The 25539-nt window shown below is 52.4% G+C and carries 26 protein-coding genes; 13 read left to right on the top strand and 13 right to left on the bottom strand.

The genetic code is table 11. The annotated features are described in order from the left end of the window. Positions 1-53 precede the first annotated feature (53 nt). From glrR to DXU84_RS03215, 3 genes are read right to left on the bottom strand one after another with little or no spacing between them, the layout of a single operon-like run. Positions 54-1391, bottom strand: coding sequence for a two-component system response regulator GlrR (gene glrR / locus DXU84_RS03225; protein ID WP_013574350.1), 1338 nt, complete (start codon positions 1389-1391; stop codon positions 54-56). Continuing rightward, complete coding sequence (gene qseG / locus DXU84_RS03220) at positions 1388-2143, bottom strand: two-component system QseEF-associated lipoprotein QseG (RefSeq protein WP_153374830.1); 756 nt, start codon at positions 2141-2143, stop codon at positions 1388-1390. The genes glrR and qseG overlap by 4 nt, the downstream gene beginning before the upstream one ends. Continuing rightward, entirely contained in the window at positions 2143-3582 is a 1440-nt protein-coding gene (locus DXU84_RS03215) for a HAMP domain-containing sensor histidine kinase (RefSeq protein ID WP_112151350.1), read from the bottom strand. The genes qseG and DXU84_RS03215 overlap by 1 nt, the downstream gene beginning before the upstream one ends. Positions 3583-4344: 762 nt before the next feature. Between DXU84_RS03215 and DXU84_RS03210 the strand changes: the two genes are divergently transcribed. Then, the gene (locus tag DXU84_RS03210) at positions 4345-5067 is read left to right on the top strand and encodes a hypothetical protein (RefSeq protein WP_013574347.1); all 723 of its coding nucleotides are present in this window, start codon (positions 4345-4347) and stop codon (positions 5065-5067) included. 93 nt (positions 5068-5160) lie between these two features. Then, positions 5161-5928, top strand: a complete 768-nt coding sequence (locus DXU84_RS03205; protein ID WP_013574346.1) for a hypothetical protein — start codon at positions 5161-5163, stop codon at positions 5926-5928. 13 nt (positions 5929-5941) lie between these two features. On the opposite strand, the gene mrdA is transcribed toward DXU84_RS03205, so the two are convergent. Next, the gene (mrdA, locus tag DXU84_RS03200) at positions 5942-7888 is read right to left on the bottom strand and encodes a penicillin-binding protein 2 (RefSeq protein WP_013574345.1); all 1947 of its coding nucleotides are present in this window, start codon (positions 7886-7888) and stop codon (positions 5942-5944) included. Positions 7889-8095: 207 nt separating this feature from the next. Beyond that, a complete protein-coding gene (locus tag DXU84_RS03195; RefSeq protein WP_015689469.1) occupies positions 8096-8494 on the bottom strand; it encodes a hypothetical protein in 399 nt (132 codons plus the stop codon). 193 nt (positions 8495-8687) lie between these two features. Here DXU84_RS03195 and DXU84_RS03190 point away from each other — a divergent pair, with 193 nt between their 5' ends. From DXU84_RS03190 to DXU84_RS03180, 3 genes are all read left to right on the top strand, one after another. Further along, positions 8688-9464: an alpha/beta fold hydrolase gene (locus DXU84_RS03190; RefSeq protein ID WP_153374828.1), complete on the top strand. Its 777-nt coding sequence runs from the start codon at positions 8688-8690 to the stop codon at positions 9462-9464. Positions 9465-9840: 376 nt separating this feature from the next. Beyond that, on the top strand, positions 9841-11091 hold the full coding sequence (locus DXU84_RS03185; RefSeq protein ID WP_013574342.1) for an OFA family MFS transporter: 1251 nt from the start codon (positions 9841-9843) through the stop codon (positions 11089-11091). Positions 11092-11226: 135 nt separating this feature from the next. Then, positions 11227-11430 carry a hypothetical protein gene (locus DXU84_RS03180; protein ID WP_013574341.1) on the top strand — a complete coding sequence of 68 codons (204 nt, stop codon included), beginning with the start codon at positions 11227-11229 and terminating at the stop codon, positions 11428-11430. A gap of 37 nt (positions 11431-11467) precedes the next feature. Here the strand turns inward: DXU84_RS03180 and DXU84_RS03175 are convergent, their stop codons facing one another. Both DXU84_RS03175 and DXU84_RS03170 read right to left on the bottom strand, forming a co-directional pair. Beyond that, the gene (locus DXU84_RS03175) at positions 11468-12814 is read right to left on the bottom strand and encodes an enolase C-terminal domain-like protein (protein WP_153374826.1); all 1347 of its coding nucleotides are present in this window, start codon (positions 12812-12814) and stop codon (positions 11468-11470) included. After that, positions 12807-14144 (bottom strand): MFS transporter, encoded by a 1338-nt coding sequence (locus tag DXU84_RS03170; RefSeq protein WP_013574339.1) that lies wholly within the window; start codon positions 14142-14144, stop codon positions 12807-12809. Before DXU84_RS03170 ends, DXU84_RS03175 begins: the two co-directional genes overlap by 8 nt. Before the next feature lie 677 nt (positions 14145-14821). Between DXU84_RS03170 and DXU84_RS24985 the strand changes: the two genes are divergently transcribed. Continuing rightward, a complete protein-coding gene (locus DXU84_RS24985) occupies positions 14822-14959 on the top strand; it encodes a hypothetical protein (RefSeq protein ID WP_013574337.1) in 138 nt (45 codons plus the stop codon). A gap of 635 nt (positions 14960-15594) precedes the next feature. Here DXU84_RS24985 and cspA read toward each other — a convergent pair. Beyond that, entirely contained in the window at positions 15595-15807 is a 213-nt protein-coding gene (cspA, locus tag DXU84_RS03165; protein ID WP_013574336.1) for an RNA chaperone/antiterminator CspA, read from the bottom strand. Positions 15808-16159: 352 nt separating this feature from the next. Then, entirely contained in the window at positions 16160-17218 is a 1059-nt protein-coding gene (locus DXU84_RS03160) for a DUF1615 domain-containing protein (RefSeq protein WP_051931124.1), read from the bottom strand. 176 nt (positions 17219-17394) lie between these two features. On the opposite strand from DXU84_RS03160, the gene DXU84_RS03155 reads away from it, so the two are divergent. Next, the gene (locus DXU84_RS03155; protein WP_153374824.1) at positions 17395-18123 is read left to right on the top strand and encodes a DUF3053 domain-containing protein; all 729 of its coding nucleotides are present in this window, start codon (positions 17395-17397) and stop codon (positions 18121-18123) included. A 90-nt stretch (positions 18124-18213) separates the two neighbouring features. Next, on the top strand, positions 18214-18486 hold the full coding sequence (locus DXU84_RS03150; protein WP_015689466.1) for a hypothetical protein: 273 nt from the start codon (positions 18214-18216) through the stop codon (positions 18484-18486). A gap of 68 nt (positions 18487-18554) precedes the next feature. Here DXU84_RS03150 and DXU84_RS03145 read toward each other — a convergent pair whose 3' ends face one another. The 4 genes from DXU84_RS03145 to DXU84_RS03130 all read right to left on the bottom strand — a co-directional run bounded on the left by DXU84_RS03145 (position 18555) and on the right by DXU84_RS03130 (position 22272). Next, a complete protein-coding gene (locus tag DXU84_RS03145) occupies positions 18555-20117 on the bottom strand; it encodes a sensor domain-containing diguanylate cyclase (RefSeq protein WP_153374822.1) in 1563 nt (520 codons plus the stop codon). Between the two features lie 133 nt (positions 20118-20250). Next, positions 20251-20730, bottom strand: coding sequence for a 2TM domain-containing protein (locus DXU84_RS03140; protein WP_112151302.1), 480 nt, complete (start codon positions 20728-20730; stop codon positions 20251-20253). A gap of 114 nt (positions 20731-20844) precedes the next feature. Beyond that, positions 20845-21336, bottom strand: a complete 492-nt coding sequence (locus DXU84_RS03135) for a GNAT family N-acetyltransferase (RefSeq protein WP_013574331.1) — start codon at positions 21334-21336, stop codon at positions 20845-20847. A 27-nt stretch (positions 21337-21363) separates the two neighbouring features. After that, positions 21364-22272 carry a LysR family transcriptional regulator gene (locus tag DXU84_RS03130; RefSeq protein WP_013574330.1) on the bottom strand — a complete coding sequence of 303 codons (909 nt, stop codon included), beginning with the start codon at positions 22270-22272 and terminating at the stop codon, positions 21364-21366. 114 nt (positions 22273-22386) lie between these two features. Here DXU84_RS03130 and DXU84_RS03125 point away from each other — a divergent pair, with 114 nt between their 5' ends. The 5 genes from DXU84_RS03125 (at position 22387) to DXU84_RS03105 (ending at position 25522) form a co-directional block, all read left to right on the top strand. Then, on the top strand, positions 22387-23538 hold the full coding sequence (locus DXU84_RS03125) for a serine hydrolase (protein ID WP_153374820.1): 1152 nt from the start codon (positions 22387-22389) through the stop codon (positions 23536-23538). Further along, complete coding sequence (locus DXU84_RS03120; protein ID WP_153374818.1) at positions 23535-24779, top strand: MFS transporter; 1245 nt, start codon at positions 23535-23537, stop codon at positions 24777-24779. The genes DXU84_RS03125 and DXU84_RS03120 overlap by 4 nt, the downstream gene beginning before the upstream one ends. Before the next feature lie 96 nt (positions 24780-24875). Beyond that, positions 24876-25055, top strand: coding sequence for a hypothetical protein (locus DXU84_RS03115; protein WP_223509705.1), 180 nt, complete (start codon positions 24876-24878; stop codon positions 25053-25055). Beyond that, a complete protein-coding gene (gene yniD / locus DXU84_RS03110) occupies positions 25049-25156 on the top strand; it encodes a small membrane protein YniD (RefSeq protein WP_013574326.1) in 108 nt (35 codons plus the stop codon). Before DXU84_RS03115 ends, yniD begins: the two co-directional genes overlap by 7 nt. Positions 25157-25330: 174 nt before the next feature. Then, on the top strand, positions 25331-25522 hold the full coding sequence (locus DXU84_RS03105; protein ID WP_013574325.1) for a hypothetical protein: 192 nt from the start codon (positions 25331-25333) through the stop codon (positions 25520-25522). Positions 25523-25539 lie beyond the last annotated feature (17 nt).

Here is a 25539-nt window from a genome sequence, read left to right as displayed (position 1 = left end):
TATCATAGTTCAGCGGCAGGAATGTACCTCAAGCCTCTGAAAGTAAATTCCCGTTACTCTTTAAAATCGGTCGCTTCTAATTCATGACGGGACAGCAACTTGTAAAACTCGGTGCGGTTACGCCCGGCAATACGTGCTGCCTGCGTCACGTTGCCTTTGGTAATTTGCAGCAACTTGCGCAGATAATTCAGCTCGAACTGATTACGTGCATCGGCAAACGTTGGCAGCGCGGTATTTTCACCTTCCAGCGCCTGTTGCACCAGCGCTTCGCTGATCACCGGTGCAGACGTCAGCGCCACACATTGCTCGATGACGTTCACTAACTGGCGCACATTGCCCGGCCAGCTGGCAGCCATCAGCCGTTTCAGCGCATCCGTCGAAAAACTGCGCACAAAAGGTTTATGTCGCTGCGCCGCAACACGCAGCAGATGATTGGCCAGCAGCGGAATGTCTTCTGATCTTTCACTCAACGTCGGCAGCTTCAGGCTGACGACATTGAGGCGATAAAACAGGTCTTCGCGAAACTCACCCTTCTCCATCGCTTTTGGCAAATCACGGTGCGTCGCAGAAATAATGCGCACATCCACATCGACATCCTGATTGCTGCCCAGCGGGCGCACCTTGCGTTCCTGCAACACGCGCAGCAATTTCACCTGCAGCGACAAGGGCATATCGCCGATTTCATCAAGGAATAACGTGCCGCCGGTCGCTGCCTGGAAAAGACCTTCACGGCTGCTCACCGCGCCAGTAAACGCCCCTTTGGCATGACCGAATAATTCGGATTCCAGCAACTGTTCCGGCAATGCGCCACAGTTAATGGCAATAAAGGCTTTCTTGCCGCGCGGGCTGGCACCGTGAATGGCCTGCGCCAGCACTTCTTTACCGGTGCCGCTTTGGCCGTTAATCAGCACGCTGACATCAGACTGTGCGACCATATTGGCCTGTTCAAGCAGACGCAACATAATCGGGCTGCGGGTGACAATCGATTCGCGCCAGCTTTCATCGACTGACGGGCTGGACTGCGCCAGCGCTTCATCGATAGCTTTATACAGCGCATCGCGGTCAACCGGCTTGGTGAGAAATCCAAATACGCCCTGCTGGGTGGCGGCGACCGCATCGGGAATAGAACCGTGTGCCGTCAGAATGATCACCGGCATGCCGGGCTGGAATTTCTGGATTTCGGCGAAAAGCGCCATGCCGTCCATTTCATCCATGCGCAAATCGCTCAGCACCAGATCAATACGTTCGCGATGCAGCAAACGCAACGCTTCAGCGCCGCTTTCCGCCGTGGTGACGCGAAAACCTTCGCTGGTCAGGCGCATGCCCAACAGTTTTAACAGGCTGGGATCGTCATCAACCAGCAATAAGCTGGCAGCTTTACGTATCGTCATTTGGCGTTCTGATCCTTAGCGGGCGGCGCATAGGTTTCGGCAGGTTTGACCGGCTTACCGGATGTCGCTTTCGCAGGTACGCTGGCGTCGTTATCCGGCAAATCTCCCTGAATTTGTTTACGCGAGGAAAGCTGACGCTCAATGTCGGTCAGGTTTTCCAGTTTACGCCGCGTATCCGCAAGATTGTTTTCCAGCACCTGCTGTCCGGCGATCATCGTCTGAAGTTTTTCTTCATTCATCACCTGCTGACGGGCGTTGCGGGCTTTTTCATCCCCCAGCACCACCTGCAAATTCTGACGTTCACGCCATAACTGCACCAGCGGGCGAATCGAACCCGGCATCTGGCCACGGTACTCGCTCACTTTCGCCAGCAATGCGCGACGCTGTTGCTGATCGGGATCCGCGCCGGCAAGCAGGATGCTTTGTTTAAACACCTGTTCCCAACTTGTGGCCGGGATCTGCTGCGCCTGGTAACGCGCCTGCGCATCACTCATCCGGTCAGCGCAGTCCATCGCCCGTAACCAGTACAGCGAATTGGTCAGCGCGTCGCTGTCATCCAGCGCCCAGAGGGTTTCACAGGGCGCAATGCGAAAGTCGATCACTTTGCTGTCAGGCACGACCTGATCGGAAACTTGCTGATAATAGGGGTTACTGGCGGAATGCGGCGTGCAGCCTGCAAGCACCAGCGGTATGCTCAATAAGATTACCCGGCAGCGTAACAGCACATGCAGCCAGCCTGAAAATTTCATCATTATTCATTCTTCTCAGCCGTCAGGGGCAATTCGATACGAAAACAGACGTCCGCATCCTCAACGGCAACCAGTTGCAGCTCTCCATGCATGCGGCGAATACAGTCCTGAGCAATACTCAACCCCAGACCGCTGCCTTTTACAGCCCCTTTCCTCTGCTGGCTACCCTGGTAAAAAGGTTCAAAAATCATCGTGCGCTCGGCCTGCGGGATCGGTATTCCGGTGTTCGCCACCTCGATTATCACCCGTCCGTTTTCCTGCCGGCTACGGACCCAAATAGTACCGGATTCAGCCCCGTAGTGCACCGCATTGGAATAGAGATTATCCAGCACCCGCCTCAGTAAGGTCGGTTCCGCCAGACACCGGGGTGCGCCGATCATCACTTCACTGCGGATTTTCTTGGCGCGGGCGGGCAGGCTGTTAGCCGTTACGACGTCATCCACCAGCGCTTTAAGATCGACAAACACACTCAGCGTCGGCGCATCAGCCAGCTTGCGGTTGTAATCGAGCAGTTGTTCAATCAGCGTTTGCAGGTGACGGCTGCTGCTATTGAGGATAGCCACCACCTCTTTTTGATCCGGCGTCAGCGGCCCGGCCACTTCATCTGCCAGCAGTTCGGTGCCTTCACGCATACTGGCGAGCGGGGTTTTAAGTTCATGAGAAATATGGCGCAGGAATTCGTGGCGCTGTGATTCCAGCCAGGCAAGACGTTCACTCAGCCAGACGATGCGCTGCACCAGCGAGCGGATCTCCCGCGGCCCTTTAAAACGGGTCACATCGCCCAGATTACGTCCTTCACCCAGCCGGTTGATCATTCGTTCAACACCTTTCACCGGCCCGATAATCATGCGGGTGAACAGCACCACCAGCGCGCCACTGAGCAGAAAAAGTACCAGCGCCTGCCAGCCAAAGAACTGACCACGTTCGGCAATCGCGCGCTGGAGTTGCTGTCCGCGCGAAAACACCACTTCCCGTGTCGCCTGAACCATCTCAGCATTGGTGCGCGAGAAATTTTCCAGCCGTGCAGAGGAATCTTTATCCGGCGAGTTATTCAGGCAGGCCGGTTGTGTCAGTTGAGTCAGTAAGGTGCGCAACGTCTGGTAATAGCGTAAATCCGGCAGCACAGACGCATGGGCATCCAGCAACTGGGCATATTGCTTGTGCTGATTCTGATAAAGGCGGGAAAGGGTCGGATCGTCAAGGACACAATACTGGCGGTAGCTGCGCTCCATCTCCAGCGCGATGCCGGACATCGATTCACTGCGACGCGCATCACTCAGCGTGGTGCGGTTGATACGCGCCGCCTGCCGGCTGAGCTGATCCAGGCTGTCATAGGCCTGATAGGCCAGCACCAGCAACGGCAGCATCACCAGCAGGAAAGCCATTAAGACCAGCTGACGTAACGAGCCGGGGAATAAACGTCCTCTTTTCAACGCATTCATCTCATTGACCACAGATAACGTCATGCTAGCGGACAACGGTTTGAACAGCCAGTGTCAGAGAGGATATGTAAAAGGATTGGGAAACAAAAAGGCAGACTTCAGAGGGGTTGGTGTTGCAGAACATCCTGAGGATGTTCTGCAAACCGGAAGAGGTGGTGCCTCACTCAACGTGTCGTTCGATGTTTGATAACGTGCTTGCGCAACGATTATCGGTCGGGTGAACGATAGGCACCGTTTCTTTGGCGTCATTCGGACATTATGAGCATATCAACGCTTTCGCGTGAGCCAATCATAATCAGGTGAATGAGCAACTGCCCGATTCTAGCAGGATGCGTGCCAACTTTAAAGTTTAATTATCAAGCAGATGAATTTAAAGGTTTTTTATTTTAAATGTGTTTTCAGGCATCTGCAAGACGCGCAATAACCCGTTTAAAAAACACCCGGAGTGTCGCCGAAACCCAACAGTATTCGATGAAGTAATTAAAACGATTAATTATCAATATCTTAAATGTCTCCAAATGACGACAGCACATAACGTGATTGTCGCCATTTTATGACACACGCTGTTTCGCAGGGGGATGACGGCGTTCCGTCGCAGAAAATATACGCAATGAAAAAATCTGCCGGTTTCACGGCCGCTTATACCTCCCGTTAAAGAGAAGCTGCAATATCATTATTCTTAAGAAGTGATTAAGTCATTAAAAAAAACTCATATGTTATATTCCTCACCATATTCCCCTAAAATTTACCCGCGAGATTATTATGTTTTCACATAAAAAATCAGGAATTCATTTTATTAAAAAGCAGGATATTAAATATTCATCTGGAGATAAGGAAAAAATACTCAACAGTTGGCGTTCCCTGCCGAAAAACTATTTGCTGGTTCATGCCTTTGAGGGTGAAGAAAGTCCTTTTTGCCAGCACCGCGCAGAGTCTATTTTAAGCAGTTGGGATATTATCAGCACCTCGTTGGTTGACTTAAAAGATATTAAACCCTTAACCAAAATTAAACGCTATACCGGGATGTATTGCACCACAGCCTTAATTCTGGATGTCCCGGTGCAAAATATTCTTGGGACGCATCCGACTGACGTCTGGTTTCCTAATCATATCGGGCGTGAAAATGACTATGCAGCGGGAAGAATTATCGATGCTTCAGCCCTGAGTCGGGCGATATTCCGGGGAGAAGGCAAAGAAGATTACCATTGTGAAGGTGGATATCAACGACTGCTGACACCTCAGTCGCTTCTGTCAGAAGATAAAAAAACACGCTCTATCGAATCACATAATGAGGTACTCATTATTGGTCGCCCGGGAGTTAAGTTATATGCAGGTCTGCCGGCAACACAAAGGATCCGGGTGCGCAAAATAGTCGTTGCCGAACCGACAGAGAGTAACAGCATGTATGACTATTATGCAGGCTCACCAGAAACAGTCGCCGCTAAAGTGGCGGAAATCAACGAATTAGAATACGAAATAGTTTGAAGGAATTTCGATAAGTACAGGATCCCGCCTGATGTAACACCATAACGATGAAAGCAGACTTAATAAAATATTGACTATTTCAGGATTGATATCATGCCATTTTTCAAAAAGAAAACCCCGACATTATCGCCGCATGCAATGTATTTAGCTGAGCGGGAAAAGCGGGGCGATAGAATAAAAGCGCGGAATCTGCAAAAAGCAGCCATACTGCAAAGCTGGGCCGTACTGCCTGAGCGCCATGTTTTGGTCCATACCTTTGAACTGCAAGAAAGCCCGTTCTGCCGTCAGGACGCAGCCTCCCTGTTTAATAGTTGGGATGTCTTCAGCACATCATTGGTTGATTTAAACGATATTAAAAAATTCACGACAGAGTCTTTTCGTTACACAGGGATGTATCACAACATCGCGCTGGTTCTTGACGTCCCCCGACAAAATATCCTCGGGACATTCCCGCGTGACGTGTGGTTTATGAACCATGCCGGACGGGAAGGATGTAACCCCCAAGGGCGGGTGCTCCAGCCCTATGGACTTGTGGAGTGCATTCAGAGCGGAAGAGGGGTAGGTGACTTCAGATGCGAGGGTGGCTATCAGCAACTTTTGACCCCCGCGGCTCTCATGACGCAAGATAAAGTGATCCGTAATCAATTTACCCACAATGAAATACTGATTATCGGCCGCCAGGGTCTGAATCTCTATGACGGGCTCCCCGCAACTCAAAGCATCCGGGTGACGAGAGTGTTAGGCGCCGATAAGAGGCAGTCTCCTGACTACAGTAAAGTCCCTGCTGGTCACATGAAGACCACGGAAGAGATTGGAAAACACGTTGCCCGGCTCAACAACGTGCCCTTTGAAATGCTCTGATCACACGCCCGGATCAATGCTCACTGAAACCGAGTGAATTTGGCGCCGGCACCGGTTGTTCGCAGTCTGCCGGATTATCCGCTTTGGCCGGATCACACATCACCGCCTGCGGCGGCAGGAAAATATGGTCGAGGATCGCCCGCGCGGTCGGCCCGGCCACCACACCATCACCGCCGCCATTTTCCATGATCAGCGCCATCACCACCGTCGGGTGTTTATAAGGCGCAAACGCAGTATAGAAAATATGGTCGCGCAAACGTACCGGCGTCATTTTGGCGTTATACACCTGATTTTCGCGCAGACTGAATACCTGTGATGTTCCGGATTTTGCCGCAATCTGATAAGGCGCGGTGTGGAAAAGTTTATAACCGGTACCATTCGGGAGATTAGCCATCCCGAACATCCCGTTTTTCACGATGCCCCAGATGGGCGATTTCGGGTCAGCGATTTGCTGCGTCGGCGGCATTTTATACGGCGTGATCACTTTGCCGCTTTTGGCGGAATATAACAGGTGAGGCGTTTCCAGTTTACCGTTGTTCACCAGTGCGCTCAGCGCCCGCACCATCTGGATCGGCGTCGCCACCCAGTAGCCCTGACCGATACCGACAGACACCGTATCGCCCTGATACCAGCCCTTTTTATGTACCTTCAGTTTCCATTCACGACTCGGCAGCACACCGTTATATTGCTCATCCAGATCAATACCGGTCGATTGCCCGTAACCAAATTTACTCAGCCAGGTATGGATACGATCGATGCCCATTTCATAGGCCACCTGGTAGAAGAAAGTATCAGCGGACTCTTCGATAGCTTTGGTGACATTCAGCAGGCCGTGACCGGTTTTCAGCCAGTCGCGGTAATGCCGTTCTGTACCCGGCAGCGTCCAGGTCGGCGCACCAAAGAACGTGGTTTGTGGCGTGATCACCCCTTCAAACAGCGCCGATGTTGCCATAAACGGTTTCACCGTCGAGGCCGGCGGATACAGCCCCTGGGTCACACGGTTGATCAGCGGCAGATCCGGGTTCTTCAGTAACGCGCTGTATTGCTTACTGGAAATGCCGTTCACAAACGGGTTCGGATCATAGCTCGGGCTGGAGACCATCGCTTTGATCCCGCCGTCACGCGGATCCATCACCACCACTGCCGCACGCTGCCCTTTCAGCACTTTTTCGATGTACTGCTGCAAATCCAGATCAAGCGTCAGATAGATATTTTGCCCGGCCTGCGGCGGAACCTCTTTCAGTAAACGCACCACATGACCGTGGTTATCGACCTCGACTTCCTGATATCCGGTGCGGCCATGCAAAATGTTTTCATAGTATTTTTCAACGCCCTGCTTACCGATATCGTGGTCAGCCGCGTAATTCTCAGCGATACCCTCCGCCTCGAGGCGTTTGGCATCTCTGTCGTTTATCTTCGAAACATAACCCACAACATGCGCCAGTTCCGCACCGTACGGATAACGGCGCTGCTGATAGGTGCTGATAGAGACGCCGGGGAAATCAAACTGATTGACGGAAAAACGCGCCACTTCAACATCCGTCAGCGCCAGCTTCAGAGGGATCTGCGCAAAGCGACGTCCGTGGATCATCGCATCGTGAAAACTGTCCAGATCGTCCTGTGTCAGATCGACAATGGGTTTCAGCGCATTCAGCGTGGCGTTGAGATCAGGCACTTTTCCCGGGATGACTTCAATCTGGTACAGGGTGATATTTTGCGCCAGCACGACACCGTTGCGATCCATGATCAACCCGCGACTGGGCGCGATCGGCAGCATTTTGATGTCATTCTGATTCGAGCGGGTCTGATAAAAATCATGCATGCCCACCTGCAGGTGATACAGGTTAAACACCAGCGCAGACGACAGGAGGATCACCACCATAAATGCGATCACGGCACGACGAACGAAAAGGACGGACTCGGCAGTATGGTCGCGGATTTCGTCGTTAAGTAAGGCCATAAGCGGGCAAATACCTTTTTTGTCTGCTTCTTGAAGCGGGCGAAAATGAAAAAAAGTGGGGACCGGAAAAGTGCGCAAGGATAGCCCGTCGTGCAACAGGCGACTATAAGAAGTGTGCTAATGAACTGGCAGGAGTGTTTCTATTTATTGCAGGGCGTTGCGGACAGACGTAACGCCCGGATTCAGAAAATGCTGTGGCCAGGATTTTTACTTCGCGGTATTCACTTTGCAATCTCCGTAAACATAACCTTCGGTTTGCGTGGCGACAACAAAACTGTCTTTTACGTGAATATACATCAGGTTATCTTGTGCACCGGCTTTCATGGGCTGATTGTCTTTGCCGATGATGTCCGTCAGTTCCGGGCTGGTGACCATTTTGCTGCCATCCGGAGAAAAGCTGAACGTATTACCCGCATCATAGACCTGTGCGTTTTTATTGACGACTTCAGAAACATCGTTGCCATCATCAGACTGCGTGTGGTGCGTTAATACACATTGATACTGAGTGACAGCAGATGCTGAAAACGACGCCAGCACCAGGGTAACCGCCACAAAACTGCCTAACCTGACCATCAGATAAATCCATAAAGTGAGCAAGGGTTCCATGCTATCACTTGTCTGGCTGATAGAAAGAGTCCGGAAAAAAAATATTCACATGCTGAATGACTTAACGGGAATCCACCATCATTGATGATGCCGCCAGTCCCGGATGCGTGTTCACCCCTTTTTTATACTGCCGCTAAGAAAAATCCTGCCTATAATCCGCAGATTGCACTTAAGTGATTAACAAAGGATTGAGATGAAATCGTTCAAAGTACCCGGTATGGAAATGCAGTTACGTTTCCACGAGTTACCAGGGCTGGGTGTGCCGCTGGTCTTTTTACACGGCTTGGGTTGTGCAGCTTCCTGCGATTTTCCACGGGTGGCGACAGATGCTTCCCTGCGCCCGCGTCGCTCGCTGCTGCTGGATTTCGCCGGTTCAGGTTACAGCGATAAACCCGATGATTTCAGCTACAGCCTCCGGGCGCATACTGATTGTGTGATTGCCTGGCTGGAAAGCCTGGGTGTGCCACAGGTCAATTTAATCGGTCACAGCATGGGCGGCAGCATTGCCATTATGGTGGCAGCGCAACGCCCTGATCTGATCCAGCGCCTGATTGTCGCCGAGCCAAATCTGGATGCCGGCGGCGGCACCTTCAGCCGCGCGGTGACTCAGTATTCAGAAGAAGCATATCTGCGCGAGGGCCATGCACATCTGATTGATGTCGCCGTACGCGGGAATAATCACATCTGGGCAGGATGTATGAGCATCGCCTCGCCGCTGGCCATCCACCGTCAGGCGGTCGGGCTGGTAAAGGGGGAAACGGTATCATGGCGCGAACAGCTTTATCAGCTTGAAATGCCTGCGACGGTGTTGTTTGGTGAGTTTTCACTGCCTGAACCGGATGTCGCCGTTTTGCCGCAACATGGCGTTCAGACCGCCATTGTGCCGCAAGCCGGTCACTCGATGATGTGGGAAAACCCGACCGGCGTCGCGGCCGCGATTAATGCCGCGCTGAATACCGGGGCCTTGTAGGCCGGAACGCAGAAACAAAAACGAGCTCAAACGGCTCGTTTTTTTCACCTTATTAATAATTAATCGTTTAAAACTCCCCCGGTCAGAATCTTTCTGATGCAGCCAATGACACAACGAAACCTTTGTAGCCCTGCCTGAAAAAACTAAATAACAGATTAGTGATCCAGATCAACTAAAACCCGCGCCCCGCAAGGCCTGCAGCGGTGTTTTAAGTCCAATTTTGAGCTGATTTTAGCCAGAAAATGGCGACTCATGCCGTCATGGATGCATTTCATTCCGCAACTCATGCATCTCACTCCACAAATCATCCGCATCCATTCCGCGGACTTATCATAGCCACAGTTAATTGAATCTACTTCGCTCGGGAGAACCCACTATGAGTGACAAATCTGGCATGCAGAACGACAACCGTACCCGCTGGCTGACACTGGCCGGTACCATTCTTACTCAGCTTGCACTGGGTTCCGTTTATACCTGGAGTCTCTTTAACGGTCAGTTGTCCGAAAAACTCGGCGAACCGATCAGCCGCGTTGCGCTGACGTTCGGTATCCTGAGTCTGTGTCTGGCTCTCGCCTCTTCCGTTGCGGGTAAACTTCAGGAACGGTTTGGTGTGCGTGCCGTCACCATCGCCGCCGGTTTACTGATGGCCGCCGGTTTCGCGCTGACCGCCCATTCCGATAACGTGATCATGCTGTACATCAGCGCCGGCGTGCTGGTCGGTCTGGCGGACGGTGCCGGTTACCTGCTGACCCTCACCAACTGCGTGAAATGGTTCCCTGAGCGTAAAGGCATGATTTCAGCCTGTTCAATCGGTGCTTACGGGCTGGGCAGTCTGTTATTCAAATTCGTCTGCGGTCATCTGCTGGCGACGGAAGGTTTGCAAAACACCTTCATGATCTGGGGTGGTGTGGCGATGGTGATGGTGATTGCCGGCGCACTGATGATGAAAGATGCGCCGAAACAGGAAACATCAGCCGTCACCCGTGAGGAAAACACCCTGAACGATAACAGCAACGACAGCCGTGATTTCACCCTGGCCGAAGCCATTCGTGCACCGCAATACTGGATGCTGGCGCTGATGTTCCTGACCGCCTGCATGAGTGGTTTGTATGTGATTGGTGTGGCGAAAGATATCGGTCAAAGCCTGGTTAAACTGGATGCGCTGACCGCCGCCAACGCCGTAACCGTGATTGCGATTGCTAACCTGAGCGGCCGCCTGGTGTTGGGTGTGTTGTCTGACAAAATGCAGCGTATCCGCGTTATCTCTATCGCGCAGATTGTGTCGCTGGCCGGTATGAGCATGATGCTGTTCACCCAGATGAACGAAATGATGTTCTTCCTCTCCGTGGCCTGCGTCGCTTTCAGCTTCGGTGGAACCATCACCGTTTACCCTTCACTGGTCAGCGACTTCTTCGGCCTGAACAACATGACCAAAAACTACGGCCTGCTGTATCTGGGCTTCGGTATCGGCAGCATCTTTGCCTCACTGGTGGCTTCCCTGTTCGGTGGCTTCGCAGTGACCTTCAGCATCATCACTGTATTATTGATTGTGTCATTGGTTCTTTCTGCCACAATTCGCTTACCGAATAAGTCAGAAGAAGCGCATAATACGCTCCAGCACGTGTAACACAGCAGCTGAGCGCAGCATAAATGATGAACGGGAGCACAATTAGCTCCCGTTTCTTATGAAGAAAGCATATAAAATCGGTCGCTGAATCACGTACCCTTATGACAAAATGTGAACAGACCGGACACCTGCAAAATGAAACGCATTACCCTCGCTCTTTTTGGCCTGATGATCTCAATGACCACGTTCAACAGTTTCGCTCAGGCTTACCCTTCCAGCGCTCAGGAAGTGGCTTCTGAACTGAACCGTAAAGCCAGCGAAAGCAGCACCAGACCTTCCACAACTATCGATGCCAGCGCGCATAACAAACTGAACGCCCGCACCGATTATTTGAAATAAAACTCGCTTAAGTCACCACACGCCAGTCAGCCCGACGTCAGCGAACCAAAGTGGCGCGCTTGCCGTCAAACGCCCAGCCGCGGATCAGATACTGCATGGCGATCGCATCATCGCGATCTTTGTGCCGCAGGTTGTTGTAACGCTGATGGGCGATGCCGACGGCATCCATATCCAGTTCAACGCCCAGCCCCGGCAGTTCATTCAGCGCCAGTTTACCGTCTTTAATCTGCAACGGGTTTTTGGTCAGATGCTGTCCCTCCTGCCAGATCCAGTGTGTATCAAATGGCGTGATCTCGCCGGGCGCGGCCGCCCCGAGATGCGCCAGCATCGCCAGCGACACATCAAAGTGATTGTTCGAATGACAGCCAAGCGTCAGCCCCCACGCATTACATAATGTGCCGATGGTATTCGCCCCGCGCATCGACCAGTAATGGGGATCAGCCAGCGGGATATCGATCGCATTCAGTTGCAGCGCATGGCTCATCTGCCGCCAGTCGTTGGCAATCATATTGGTCGCGACCGGTAATCCGGTGGCGCGCTTAAATTCCGCCAGCGTTTCACGTCCGGAAAACCCCTGCTCCGCGCCGCACGGATCTTCAACGTAAGACAAAATCCCGTGCATGTTTTTGCACAGAGAAATCGCCTGATCCAGCGACCAGGACGCATTCGGGTCCACAGTAATACGCGCCTGCGGGAAGCGTTTTTTCAGTGCCCTGACCGTTTCTATTTCGACTTCACCCGCCTGCACGCCGCCTTTAAGTTTGAAATCTTTAAAACCGTATTTATCCTGTGCCGCTTCCGCCAGTTGCACCACTTTTTCGTGGCTCATGGCCTCCTGATGACGCAGGTGATACCACAGATGCTGCCCCGCCAGCGCCTTTCCTGGCTGATAATCCAGATCGGTTTTCTGCCGGTCGGCAATATAAAACAGATAACCGAGCACCGGCACTTCATCGCGCTGTTTACCGGGGCCGAGCAGTTGCGCCACCGGCTGATTGAGAAACTGCCCCATCAGATCCAGCAGTGCGGTTTCCAGAACCGCGACGGCATTGTGATGACGTTCGAGATCCCACGGCCGGAAGCCCGGCAGCACCGGTTTCGGCTGACGGTTTTCCTCCAGATCCCGTTTGTGCAAATCGCTCACCAGCTGATTCATGATGCCAATTTTCTGCCCGACGATATGCGGGATGGCATCATTGAGGATCTTCAGCACCACGCCGGTGGCGGGCGCTTCGCCCACGCCGGTATGTCCGGCACTGTCTTTGAGCACCAGCAAAATACGGGTGAAATAACAGTTATGTGCACCGGCAATGTTCAGCAGCATGCTGTCGTAACCGGCGACCGGAATGACCTGCATTTCGACAATTTTAGGCGTATCAGACATGACGTTTTGGCTCCATTCCCTGCGGGGCGTGATATTCAGGTTGCGTTGGCGTGCGGTGAGTTTTGGTGAAGAACAGCGTGATAGCGGCGAAAACCGAAATTCCGCTGAGGATATACAAACCCGCAGTGGTGCTGCCGGTGGTTTGTTGCAGATAACCAAACACCGCCGGTGCGAAGAAACCGCCGAGATTGCCCAGTGAATTGATCAGCGCAATCCCCGGCGCCACGATGGATGACGGTAGCTGACTTTGCGGGATCGGCCAGAACAATACCGCGCTGGATTTCGTCCCGATACACACCACGCATAGCGCAAATAAACCAAACCACGGACTGCCGACCGTACACAGGCAGGTGCCGATCGCAGCCACAATCAACGCCAGCGCCAGAATGGTTTCGCGACTGCCGCGGAAACGGTCGCTGACGCGGCCAAGAATATTGATGGCGATAATGGCGCAAATCCACGGAACGGAATTCAGCATGCCGATCTGGAAGGGGGAAAGCCCCTGAATGCGGCCGATGATCTCCGGCTGCCAGAACACCAGCGTGTAACCGGTCATGCACATCACAAAGAACAGGAAACACAGGTACGCCATTTTGCCGTCAGTGATCAGCTTCCAGCGCGACTGCCCCTGCGTATGTAAATCACGCGAACTGGATTCCGTGCTCAGCGCATTACTCAGCGCAAGTTTCTCTTCAGCAGTCAGCCATTTTGCCTCTTCAGGTTTCGACACCAGGAAGAATGCCGCCACGATCCCTACCAGCACCGACAGCGCACCTTCGATAAACAGCACCCACTGCCAGCCCGGCAATCCCATAAAGTCATGCAATTCCAGCAGGCCACCGGTAACCGGGCCGGAGAGCAAGTACGCGGCTGCTGAACCGGTGAGGATCAAAGCCGTGGCACGGCCGCGGTAAACATTCGGCACCCATTTGCGGAAATAGAACAGGATCCCCGGGAAGAAACCGGCTTCAGCGACACCGAGCAGAAACCGCAGCACGTAGAATTGCATCGGTGTGGTGACGAAGCCCATGGCAAAGACCACCGCACCCCAGGTGATCATGATGCGCGTCAGCCAGACACGCGCGCCATACTTGTCCATCAGCATGTTGCTGGGAATTTCAAACAGCGCGTAACCGACGAAGAACAGCCCGGCACCGAAACCGAACGCTGCCGTGCTGATGCCTACGTCGGTTTCCAGGCTATGCTTGATGAATCCGACATTGGTGCGGTCGATTTGGTTAATGATCAACATCAGGATGAGCATCGGAATGGTGCGGGCAAAGAATTTGCGGTTTGCACTGCGTACCGCTTTGTTTTCATGACCGTTCATGGTGTTCCCTTAGCGTTGAAATTATGAACAACTGCAACACTAAGTAAGATGTGTACACCGGGATTTACCATTGTGCAGTCGCCCAAGCTTTGATCACCCGCAAGGACTCACTGGCCTTATTACTGCATATTATCAATGCATTAAACGATGTGCATAAGCACAATCATCTCCCCTGCTTCGTCATTGCTTTTGGGCAGATTAGCGAGATGCTTCACAGTTCAGAAAGGGATTTCTCAGACACATTGCTTAAAATAAAAGCACATATTTATCCATATGGATTATATGTTTGTTATAATTGCATCATGAAACAAATGATTGGGACAATTCGTCCCGCACAAGGAGTGTGAAATGAAGGCCACTGCTTTTTGGTTAATGATGGCAGGAGGCTCTGTCGGGATCGGTTATGTGATGGCCCTGATGATGGAACTTCTGTGAGTAAACAGCGTTAACGACGACGGATAAATAAGGACATTTCATGGCATTTTACAGCCCTAAACGCATCATTCTTTATACTGCCTCTGCGATTGCGCTGCTGGTGATCGTTGGTTTGGTCACGTATTTCACTGTCGGCCATTTAGGCGCATAACGCCTTTCCCTCTGCTTTCTCTTCCTGTGGCGATACTTGCCGTATCGTCGCATAATGCTGCCATTCATTAAGCTATGCGGAAGGATTCATCATGACATACAAAGGATTAATGATTGTTGCCGTGGTTATCGTGCTGGCAAGCATCGGTTCTGAGTCTCTGATACAGAAGGGCATTGCGCTGGCGGACAGCAAAATTGATCAGGTGATTACGCATTATGCGGACAAATAAGGCTTACATCTGCTGGATTAACCTTACCGGGCGATGACAAAACCATACACAAGGTTTGATATCTTAAATCCATCAAATGTTGTGTGATGTCCCTGTGTAATACCCCTGTAGAACCCTGTTATTTTGCCCGCCGCGTGCGGGCTTTTTTTTGCCTGTTTTTCGGCAAAGGCAGCAATTGAGGTTGGATTGGGATCGGGATTGAACACAAAGCTTATTCACGAATAATTCGAGTTGCAGGAAGGCGGCAACAGAACGCGTCCCCGGGAGCATACATCAGTATGTAACTGGGGTGAGTGATGGCGGCCAACGCAGAGCCAGTCCAAAGGATAAAGGGAATTTGCCGGTGCTTTCCCGGCCGTCATATTATGGCGCAAGCGTCCATCGAACACTCCGACATTGCGCGGCCTGAGCACGGCCATTTCATAACAGAAAAAACAACGGGTGAAATAATCCAACTGGCTTTTCTGTTATGGCTCCCGGAAATAAATTCAGAAGCTTATATATAATAAACCCCGGCGTTGGCCAGGGTTTATTTTTGTCATTGATAATGTCGATATTGAAACAATTATTCTGGCTGCTCCGGGTTTAACCCATCTTCGCTATTGCAGAGTGTTTGCCTTCAATATCAGGCGACATTACAGAACGACAACGTTACCCGCTGATGGGCCTTTCTGACCATTTTCGATGGTGAACTCAACGTTCTGACCTTCGTCCAGGGTTTTGAAATCATTGCTCTGGATTGCAGAGAAGTGAACGAACACGTCTTTGCTGCCGTCTGCAGGGGAGATGAAACCGAAACCTTTACCAGCGTCAAACCATTTTACTAAACCAGTCATTTTATTAGACATAGAAAATACCTTCTTCGTTTTTATTTTATGATGCCATAGGGCAATATAGGTCTGTTTTTATTTGAAATACTTATGGATGCATCAGAGAAGGAAATTCGTCGGAGAAAGGATTTGCTATATCACTTGAACCAGGAACTGCTTTACTAAAATGTCTTACATAAATAGGTCTTAACCACAAACCGTTGACGCTATTTACACACAGGCGGATTTATTAAGCAAGCTTTTATTTCAACGGGATTATATTACCGGCGGATTTATTCCAACCGGAAATATCGCTCAGGCCGCCCGTGACAACGGCTGTAGCCCGATTAAATAATGAGAAAGCCTGCCCGGTTCCGGCAGGCTTTAAGAATCATCCTCCCGCTCTTTTCATGCAATCCGCACGACGACCGTCTACCCGCTTAGCAAACCACGCGGTAGTCAGCTTGCGGGTAATCTTCGGACTTTCCAGCGTGATGCCCGGTAGCATTTCCCGTGGTTGTCTTTTTCCGGTGGTTTTATCCGCCAGCGCGAAGACCTGCTTGTAGAGCCGGGTCTCTTCAAACTCCAGTTGTTCGCCCTTCTCCAGTGCCTTACGGATGGCCGAATTGCTGATGTCCAGACGTTTGCTCAGTGTGCGTACCGCCAGCTCTGTGCCGCCCGGTTTATCAGTGCCGTAGTTAATCAGGTCACCGTCCAGTGCCAGCGGAATGCCGGACACTTTACTTACCGCACTCTGGAATGCGGCGTTGCGGCTGGCATACCAGCCAGCATTAAAGTCGGCAAAGCGGTATAACGGCTGAGTGTAATTCGCCGGATACCCCAGCAGATGTTTGACGCCAAAATACACGCCGCCGCGGCGGCTAAACACTTCGTTGCGGATTGAATCCTCAACTTTATACGGATAGCCTTTGGCGTTTTGCTCGGCAAACGCGATGCTGACCTGCATCGGCCCGCCGGTATGCACCGGATTCAGATTGCCGAACAGCTTCTGCCCCATCGGCACCATATCAATGAAATCATCAAAAATCGCACTCAGCTGTTTCTCGGTTTTTACGTTATCCAGCCGCTCGCTGTAGGATTTGCCGTTCGGGGATTTCAGCAACAACGCGGTGTGCACCAGGAAATTGGGCACATGAACCGCATCGGCGCGCCGGTCAATCTCTTTCCACGCAATTTTGCTTAATCCCGGCACCGGTGCGTCGGCGTTGAAATTGGATTCCTGCTGCGCCACCGCCAGCACAGAACAGATATTTTCGGTGGTTGCCGGAATGTTCTGCGTGGTGAAAGCGGCGGTAATATCGGTCGCCCAACCTTTTCTGTCGGGGGCTGATGTCGGCATCAGCCGCACGATATCCGCTTTCACGTCATGCGGATTTTGCACCGGCGTTGCGCTTTTTTTCGTCGAGGTACACCCCGCGAGGATCATCATGGCCAGCACCGGCGCAAACTGTTTTATCGAAAATGACTTATGCTTCAAAGTGATACATTCCCTGAATAAATGACTCTGAGAGTGACGTTAGCGAAGATAGCTATGCTGATCTAGCAAAAAATTATCTTTATGCGTTAAGGTTAAGGCTCTGATGATGGAGATAAAGGAACAAGGAAATGATGCACTCAGCGCCCCGCTTACAGACCTCACACCGCGTATTTTTGCTCCCTTTTATGATGTTGCTGATGATTGTTGTCCTCAGCGGCTGCGGTGATAAAGAACCCGCACAACGCAAAGCCTTTATAGACTTTCTTCAGTCGCGGATCCTCGATAAACCCGTGCTGGCCGTCCCGCAACTGACCGAAGCGCAGAAAAAAGAGTTTGGCGATTACACTAAAGATTACGCGATTATCACCGGTTTTCATCATCAGATGAATATCGAACTGGATTCTTCGCTGGTGCCGGTTTTTGCCGGTATGAACGGCGTAAACAGTGTCAGTAACCTGCTTGAGCAGCGCGATGATCTGAAGAAAATGGCTGACAGCAGTGAACGATGGAAAGAGAAAATCGTGCTGCTGAAAACCCAGGCCGATACGCAGCATGCAGCGCTGAAACAGCCGGAAGACCTGAAGAAGATTTACGATCAGGTGTATGAGAAAACCATCGTTAAACCGTCAGCCATCACTGAGCAGGTGTTTGATTTATTGCCGCAGGTGCTGAACCTGATTGTAGCGAAGGCCGACTTCATCAAAAGTCAGGGCAAAAACGTCACCATCACCGGCAACCGTCTGCAATTCGCCAACCAGAAACAACTGGATAAATACAACGCCATCCAGCAACAACTGGTTCCGCTGAATGCGCAACTGATGCAACTCAGCCGTCAGATGCAGCAAATGGTGCGTTAATCCACCAGACAAAGACCCGCCCGCCGTAAGACGGTTTTTTCATTGCGGTGCTTTTGTTATGGTGTGCGGCAATTAAATAAGGAGACACCTATGAATGACGAGACCCTGAACAAACGTGTTGACCAGCTTGAGCGCGTAAACCGTGAGCTGCTGGTGCAGATTTCCGCCATGCGTCTGCTGTTTGGCAGCGTGGGGAATGTGCTGAATGCCAGCCAGGAAAATGCGTTCACCCTCGCGGTCAATCAGGCGCTGGAAGCCAACCGTGCAGATGTCGCCAATCAGGCTGATCTGGATGATGCCTCACGCAAATTCCGCGAAGACGTCTTCAAATGCACTGAATCCCTGCTGCCGGGTTCACGCTAAGTCAAAGCTCAGGCGCGATGCCTGAGCCTTTTCTCATCCTTCTGGCTGACCGTTTAGCCTCATCCAATCTACAAATTCACCACGCAGTTACGCCCTTTATTTTTGGCCTGATACAGCGCTTTATCCGCAGTTTTCAATGCCCCGTCAATATTGGCTTTTCCGGGATAGAACAGGGTAACGCCGAGTGAAATCGTGACCTGACCGGCCCCCTCAAACTGCTGCATTTCAACCTGCTTGCGCAAACGCTCGGCCAGCCCGGTGGCCTGCGTCAGTGACGCGCCGGGCAGCAGCAGTAAAAATTCCTCGCCACCCATGCGACACAGCAGATCGCCTTCCCGCGAATTACTCAGAATATGGCGCGCCAGTTGAGTGATCACCCTATCGCCCACGTCATGTCCGAAAGTGTCGTTTACTTTTTTGAAGTGATCGATATCGAGGGTGATGACTGCAACGCGCGACGATTCCTTTAGCTGTTTATCCACCGCCTCATAAAAACCGCGCCGGTTCAGCAGCCCGGTCATCGGGTCGGTATGGGCTTCGGTACTCAGTTGTTCGATACGCTGATGCAACAACCGGATCCCCTGCAACATCACCGTTTTCAGCTTCGATGCTTCGTAATACCAGGCATTGATCTGCTGAATTTCCTCGGAGACATCATGTGAGTCCATGGTGTCAGCCTTCGAGGCAAGCTGTCGCAGCGGCCGCGAAATATAGCGCGTCAGCAGCCAGATGCAGATGAACACCAGAATGACAATCGGCAACGTGTAGATCAAAACCTGCATCATTACGTGATACAGCAGCATCACATCGGCTTTCGCCGGATGCAGCACCAGCACCGTCCAGCCCGCCACCTCCACCGTAGAGAAACCCGCCAGAGATTCTTCGCCTTGCAGGTTTTCCATACGCAAAAAACCCTGCTCCCGTCCGCCCAAAAGTGCCTTGTTCACATGCCCCTGTGGCGCGCTTTCACTCCAGCCTGACGCGTCGCGATACAACACGTCGCCTTCACGGTCGATGACATAGATATAGGCGTCTTTACGGTAATTGCGGGCATTAATCAGCGTATCCACAATGCTGCCTTTGCTCAGGTCAATTTCGGTGGCCAGATACCCGAGATAGCCGCCACGCGCATTACGGATGGGTGAGGAAAGCACAATGATGTGATTATTCTGTGGAGTGAGAAAGGGGGAACTGAGCACCGGATTTTGCGTTTTCAACGCAGCGGTATTGGCATCAGACACCAGTTTTAAACCGACCATCGCCGCAGAGTTTCGTGAAGCCGCACGCACGACGCCGGTGGTATCCACCACCAGCACCGAGCTGAAGCGCTTACTTTGCAACTGCAAACGATCGGCTTCTTCAGTCAGTGCATCAACATTGTTAAACCGCTCGCCGAGTAAATCGGCGCTATAGGCCACCTGCTTGTTTACGGCATTGAAAAACAAATCAGCCGTCAGCGACAGTCGTGTGGCGAACGACTGACTCGCCCTGAGGGAGGATTCGGTAAGGAGCTTCTTCTCTACCTGAAAAATTGCCAGATAACTGCTGAGCAAGGTGACAAGCGTACTCACCAGTGCAAGAAGCAATATCAGTCTCTTAAGATTAAATGCAAACCGCCGCTGCTGATCCATTCTCTGTCCGTTGAGCTAATGACCCTGAATATTACAGAGGATAGCAGTATGTCCGGCAAGGGTTTTGATATGTCTCAGTCAGGGCAGTTTTGCTTACGATTAACACGGGCGCTTTAGTAGCATTTTTTCCGGATCAGAGCTTGCGTATTAACTTCTGTAAACGCGCCTTCTGCCAGCGCTCCACCGATCCGCGAAAAACAAAAATGCGTAACCCCCGCAACAACACAATGCCGCCCCAGATACACAGGGGCCAGACGAACCAGACTGAATCCGGCGAGGTGTAATGGTTTATCGCGAACAGACCGGCGTTGATCACCGCCCACAACAGAACGGAACGATAAAAACTGCTTTCTTCCGCTACCTGATATCTGGCTTTTTCTATCTGGTCGTCAAGCGCCTGCCCTGAAGCACTGCCCGTTTTCGCATCGTTTTCTGTCAGTTCAGAAACCTTGATATCAAAGGCTGCTGCGATAGCGCCGAGGGTTTCTAGGCTGGCCTGCTCACCATTTTCGATACGCTGCACCGTGCGCACGCTCAGTGAGGAAAGTTCTGCCAGTTGTTCCTGAGACCATGCACGGGAAATGCGAAGTTGCCTGATTTTGCTCTGATTCATAATTTTTACCTGTAGAGTGAATGTTGAACACCCAATCAGCATGCAACGCAGGATCGGAAATCAACACGACAGCAACCTGACACGGACACGACAGCAAACTGACAGTATTAAAAATCAGAAGGTTAGCCGGTAAAATTTACTGTCTACCGCCATCAGCGGGAAGGCTGGCGGCAGATCCGGCACCGTGACTTCCTTAAAACCGTTCTTTTCATAAAAGCGATGCGCCGCCAGAAACTTGTCTGTCGTGCCGAGAAAAATATCTTTCACATTTTTCTCCCGGGCATGATGCAGCAACGTGTTGAGTAACAATGTGGCCACGCCGTACTCCCTGCCACGAAAAGGCGCGCTGACAAACATTTTGCGCAGTGCTGTCTGCGCATTGCCGATATCTTTCAGTCCCAGCGTGCCCACGACTTTCCCTTCATAGCGGGCAACCCAGAAATCCCCGGCGCCGCGCTGATAAAATTGCGGAATGTCATGCAGATCAGGCTGCTGTTCTTCGGTGATGACAATGCCAAATTCCTGATTCTGGATCGGTAAAATCACATCCACCACACCGCGCTGATCGGCGGCAGAAAAGCGTTCAATTAAGACAGAATGACTCATCACACACTCCCTTAGTTAACAACAGATTTAATGAGGACATAGCAGCGCCAGCTCGGGATTTTCAGGGAAAACCCGTTCACTGAGAAAATCAATAAACACCCGCAACTTCGGCGTCATATAACCGCCGGAGGGCCATAAAATGTAAAAATCACCGCTGCGCTTCACGTAATCATCCAGCACGGTCACCAGTTGCCCGCCCGCCAGCTCCTTGCGGATACTGAAATCAGGCAGACAGGCGATGCCCAGCCCCTGCAGGGCAAAACATTGGCGCGTTTCAATATTATTGCAAACCATCGATACCGGCAGCGATAAATCCTGATATTCCGGCAGCGGCCATGGTTCGAGCTTTCCGCTATTAGGAAAGCGAAAATGCAGACAACGGTGTTCAACCAGTTCCTGCGGCTTCGCAGGTGTACCATACTGTTCAAAATAATCCGGCGCGCCGACCAGTAAATGATGAAAAGTACCCAGCTTGCGCATCGACAATCGCGAATCAGCCAGTTGGCCGGTGCGCACCACGGCATCAAACCCCTCTTCCACCACATCAACGATGCGATCGGTGAAATCCAGATCCAGCCCGATATCAGGATAACGACGCATAAACTCGCCCAGCACCGGCAAGAGTAGCGTGCTGACCTGAGGCAAACTCAGCCGCAACCTGCCGCGCGGACTTTCCGCCAGTTGCGACAGCTCGCTTTCTGCCGCCTCGAGTTCCGCCACGATGCGCCGGCAGCGTTCGAGGAACAGCGTCCCTTCGACGGTCAGCGTCACGCTGCGGGTGCTGCGGTGAAACAGCCGCACATTCAGCCTGGTCTCCATGCGCGCAATGCTTTTACCCACCGCCGACGCCGATACGCCTAAAATTCGCCCGGCTGCCACAAAACTGCGGGTTTCTGCCACCTGTACAAAGGTATTCAGGCTACTGAGATTTTCCATTACTGCCCCCGATTACGGACATCATCGTCCGTATATTATGGAAACCTACCCTACTTTTTCCTCACTGAGGAGATCTCTATCGTGATTTAACACTTTCTGAAGCTGAGATATCCCATGAATTCCACTGCGTTGAAATCCCGACTTGATTGCGTTATCGCTCAGGCTATTCAGTCACAAAGACTGATCGGTGCCGTTGTCATGGTCGCCCTTCACGGCGAGGTGGTTTACCACCAGGCTGCCGGTTTTGCCGACCGGGAAAGCCACCAACCGATGACTGAAAATACGCTTTTCCGTCTGGCATCGGTCAGCAAGCCGATTGTGTCCACCGTGGCAATGGCACTGATCACCCAGGGGAAGCTGGCGCTGGATGACGATATTCAGACAGGGTTGCCGCAGTTTCGCCCTACCCTGCCAGACGGACAACCGGCACGCATCACGGTACGGCAGTTATTAAGTCATACCGCCGGGCTGAGTTACCGTTTTTTTGAGCCGGACGAAAACGGCCCTTATGCCCGCGCAGGGGTTTCTGACGGAATGGACAGCAGCAGCATTTCGCTGGCGGAAAATCTGCGACGTTTATCGGACGTGCCTTTGCTGTATACACAGGGCACGTCGTGGGGGTATTCGCTGGCCGTGGACGTGCTGGGCGCAGTGCTGGAACAGGTCTGCAAACAACCGCTCGCTGAAGTGGTAAAAACGCAACTGACCGACCCGCTGAGCATGCATGACACCGGTTTCTTCGCACATGACCCGGCGCGGCTGGCTACGCCGTATGTCAGTGATGTGCCACAGCCCCATCGTCTGCGTGAAGGCGAAAAAGTCGCCGCTTTCGACAATACCGTGGGAATTGAATACTCACCTTCGCGCGCACTCGATGCCCAGGCTTATCCTTCCGGCGGCGCGGGTATGGTCAGCAGCGCGGCTGACGTACTGAAGATGCTGGAAATGTTGCGTCTCGGCGGCGCTCCGTTGATCTCGTCCGCGCTGGTCGATGAAATGGGACGGGATCAAACTCGCGGAGCCGAACTGCCGGAATCCCCGGGTCTGGGCTTTGGTTTAGGTTTTTCGGTATTACGTGACCCGCAGGCTGCCGCTTCACCGGAATCAACCGGCACGTGGCGCTGGGGCGGGGCTTACGGTCATTCCTGGTTCGTTGACCGTACCGCCGGACTGAGCGTCGTTGCCTTGACCAATACCCTGTATGAAGGCATGTCAGGCGCGTTCGTCACTGAACTGCGCGATGCGGTGTATGGAGCGCAGTCATGAATTCCATTGCCTTGAAATCTCCCCTGCCACTTTCAGCTTTACTGGCGATGGCACTGACCGGCTTTATCGCCATCATGACCGAAACCTTGCCCGCCGGATTGCTACCTCAAATTGCAGCGGATCTTAATGTGTCACCGGCGATGGCCGGGCAACTGGTGACGCTGTATGCCGCCGGTTCGCTGATGGCCGTCATCCCGCTGGCGGCACTGACACGGGGCTGGAACCGCCGCACTGCATTGCTGACGGCAATCTTTGGCTTTCTGATTTTTAATACCCTCACCACCTTCTCGACGAATTATGTCCTGACGCTCTTCGCCCGCTGGGTGGCCGGCGCGGCGGCAGGGCTGGCGTGGGGGTTACTGGCCGGTTATGCACGGCGGATGGTCCCGGTGCATCAGCAAGGGCGTGCGTTGTCGGTGGCGATGGTCGGCACACCTCTGGCGCTATCTGTCGGCGTTCCGCTGGGCACCTGGATGGGTTCCGCGCTCGGATGGCGCATGGCATTTGGCGTGATGTCCGCCATCACGTTGGTGCTGATTGTCTGGGTGGTGAAAAAAGTACCGGACTATCCGGGGCAGGCCGCAGGGGAACGCCAGCCTTTAAGACAGGTAATGATGATGCCCGGCGTGCGCAGTATTCTGATGGTGATCCTGCTGTGGATGCTGGCGCACAACCTGCTTTATACCTACATCGTGCCGTTCCTGCGCCTGTCCGGGCTTGATGCACGGGCCGATCAGATATTGCTGGTTTTCGGCCTCGGCGCGCTGGCAGGCATTGGTATCACCGGCATGCTGGTGGATAAATATTTGCGGCGCACCCTGCTGGTCAGCCTGATAGCCTTTGCCCTGCTATCACTCGTGCTGGCGCTGAGCCGCTTTTCGCCGCTGACCGTGACATTGTGTGTCGCGCTGTGGGGGTTGACGTTTGGTGGTGCAGCAACCTTGCTGCAAACGGCGATTGCTGACGCTACCGGTGAACATGCCGATATGGCGCAATCGATGGTGGTCGTGGCGTGGAATCTGGCGATTGCCAGTGGCGGGGTAACCGGTGGGATCCTGCTGGAAACCGCGGGCATTGCAGTCTTTCCGTGGGCCATGCAGTTGCTTATCGTCGCCGGGCTGATTATTGCCGTTTGCGCCCGCAAGAACGGTTTCCGCCCGGGAGCCCGTCATGAAGAAATAGCACTAATGCCGGAGGAGCAGAAACGGGATCAAAGTTTCGAATCAGGCGAAAAGGTATAATCTCTAAACCTTTCCGGAACCAGAATGCTGAAGCCGCTCCCGATGCGGCTTATTCTCGCAAAGTAAAAATCAGGCAATTCAGAATCAATGGGAATCATGGAAGTACGCAATAAAGCCGTTATACTTTTGTCAGTTATTGCCATCGCAGCCTTACTGTTGATGGCGTTTGAATGGCTCACCGATCAGACCGTTCCTGAACTGAAAGAACATGTTGTCCACTATGTTGATCAGCACATGGCGCACTCAATGTCCGGATTGCAGGAGGAGAAATGGTAACCAAACGGATGATGACCAAGCACTGGAAAATGGTCGTAGTACTGCTGTGTATCTGTGGCGCACTGATGCTGTTACGCTGGGCGGCGATGATCTGGGGGTAAAGTATTGCAAATTACCCCGCTTAAAACTGCTTAAATAAGCATCATTCCGGTCAGAGGGTTGAAACCTTCCGCTACGCGAGCCAGAATATCCTGAGTGATTTTTAAGAGCCCGTTCTCCCGTTTATGAAAATACTAAAACCTCGTCGTCCGCATGGGCGATGGACTTATTACATCATGCATGAAGACATTCTGTGGCCCTGCCCGGTTCGCTGGGAGTGGGAGAATGGCTACGGTGGCTGGCTGCCTTTTTATTACTCACCGACGCTGGAATTTGTGGCTGGCGATCCGGACAAAGCCACCAAAGTGGCGGGCAACAAGGCCCGCACGCTACATAAACTCGTCAGAATTCATGAGCACGAATGCTGATTTTCGTCTTCAGGTAT

This window comes from Rahnella sp. RcJ3 (assembly GCF_009498575.1).
Taxonomy (GTDB): Bacteria; Pseudomonadota; Gammaproteobacteria; order Enterobacterales; family Enterobacteriaceae; genus Rahnella; species Rahnella aceris.
Note: the sequence above shows the minus strand (reverse complement) of the source record. Positions and strands in the feature narration are given on the sequence as shown.

Excerpts from the sequence above, each read along its gene's own strand:
- DXU84_RS03215 (WP_112151350.1), bottom strand. The coding sequence starts at position 3,582 with ATGAATGCGTTGAAAAGAGGACGTTTATTCCCCGGCTCGTTACGTCAG.
- DXU84_RS24985 (WP_013574337.1), top strand. The coding sequence starts at position 14,822 with ATGACATACAAAGGATTAATGATTGTTGCCGTGGTTATCGTGCTGGCA.
- DXU84_RS03185 (WP_013574342.1), top strand. The coding sequence starts at position 9,841 with ATGAGTGACAAATCTGGCATGCAGAACGACAACCGTACCCGCTGGCTG.
- DXU84_RS03175 (WP_153374826.1), bottom strand. The coding sequence starts at position 12,814 with ATGTCTGATACGCCTAAAATTGTCGAAATGCAGGTCATTCCGGTCGCC.
- DXU84_RS03155 (WP_153374824.1), top strand. The coding sequence starts at position 17,395 with ATGATGCACTCAGCGCCCCGCTTACAGACCTCACACCGCGTATTTTTG.
- DXU84_RS03115 (WP_223509705.1), top strand. The coding sequence starts at position 24,876 with ATGGAAGTACGCAATAAAGCCGTTATACTTTTGTCAGTTATTGCCATC.
- DXU84_RS03105 (WP_013574325.1), top strand. The coding sequence starts at position 25,331 with ATGCATGAAGACATTCTGTGGCCCTGCCCGGTTCGCTGGGAGTGGGAG.
- DXU84_RS03210 (WP_013574347.1), top strand. The coding sequence starts at position 4,345 with ATGTTTTCACATAAAAAATCAGGAATTCATTTTATTAAAAAGCAGGAT.
- DXU84_RS03135 (WP_013574331.1), bottom strand. The coding sequence starts at position 21,336 with ATGAGTCATTCTGTCTTAATTGAACGCTTTTCTGCCGCCGATCAGCGC.
- DXU84_RS03160 (WP_051931124.1), bottom strand. The coding sequence starts at position 17,218 with ATGATGATCCTCGCGGGGTGTACCTCGACGAAAAAAAGCGCAACGCCG.
- DXU84_RS03195 (WP_015689469.1), bottom strand. The coding sequence starts at position 8,494 with ATGGAACCCTTGCTCACTTTATGGATTTATCTGATGGTCAGGTTAGGC.
- DXU84_RS03145 (WP_153374822.1), bottom strand. The coding sequence starts at position 20,117 with ATGGATCAGCAGCGGCGGTTTGCATTTAATCTTAAGAGACTGATATTG.
- yniD (WP_013574326.1), top strand. The coding sequence starts at position 25,049 with ATGGTAACCAAACGGATGATGACCAAGCACTGGAAAATGGTCGTAGTA.
- DXU84_RS03150 (WP_015689466.1), top strand. The coding sequence starts at position 18,214 with ATGAATGACGAGACCCTGAACAAACGTGTTGACCAGCTTGAGCGCGTA.
- DXU84_RS03170 (WP_013574339.1), bottom strand. The coding sequence starts at position 14,144 with ATGAACGGTCATGAAAACAAAGCGGTACGCAGTGCAAACCGCAAATTC.
- DXU84_RS03190 (WP_153374828.1), top strand. The coding sequence starts at position 8,688 with ATGAAATCGTTCAAAGTACCCGGTATGGAAATGCAGTTACGTTTCCAC.
- DXU84_RS03205 (WP_013574346.1), top strand. The coding sequence starts at position 5,161 with ATGCCATTTTTCAAAAAGAAAACCCCGACATTATCGCCGCATGCAATG.
- DXU84_RS03130 (WP_013574330.1), bottom strand. The coding sequence starts at position 22,272 with ATGGAAAATCTCAGTAGCCTGAATACCTTTGTACAGGTGGCAGAAACC.
- DXU84_RS03120 (WP_153374818.1), top strand. The coding sequence starts at position 23,535 with ATGAATTCCATTGCCTTGAAATCTCCCCTGCCACTTTCAGCTTTACTG.
- cspA (WP_013574336.1), bottom strand. The coding sequence starts at position 15,807 with ATGTCTAATAAAATGACTGGTTTAGTAAAATGGTTTGACGCTGGTAAA.
- glrR (WP_013574350.1), bottom strand. The coding sequence starts at position 1,391 with ATGACGATACGTAAAGCTGCCAGCTTATTGCTGGTTGATGACGATCCC.
- DXU84_RS03140 (WP_112151302.1), bottom strand. The coding sequence starts at position 20,730 with ATGAATCAGAGCAAAATCAGGCAACTTCGCATTTCCCGTGCATGGTCT.
- qseG (WP_153374830.1), bottom strand. The coding sequence starts at position 2,143 with ATGATGAAATTTTCAGGCTGGCTGCATGTGCTGTTACGCTGCCGGGTA.
- mrdA (WP_013574345.1), bottom strand. The coding sequence starts at position 7,888 with ATGGCCTTACTTAACGACGAAATCCGCGACCATACTGCCGAGTCCGTC.
- DXU84_RS03180 (WP_013574341.1), top strand. The coding sequence starts at position 11,227 with ATGAAACGCATTACCCTCGCTCTTTTTGGCCTGATGATCTCAATGACC.
- DXU84_RS03125 (WP_153374820.1), top strand. The coding sequence starts at position 22,387 with ATGAATTCCACTGCGTTGAAATCCCGACTTGATTGCGTTATCGCTCAG.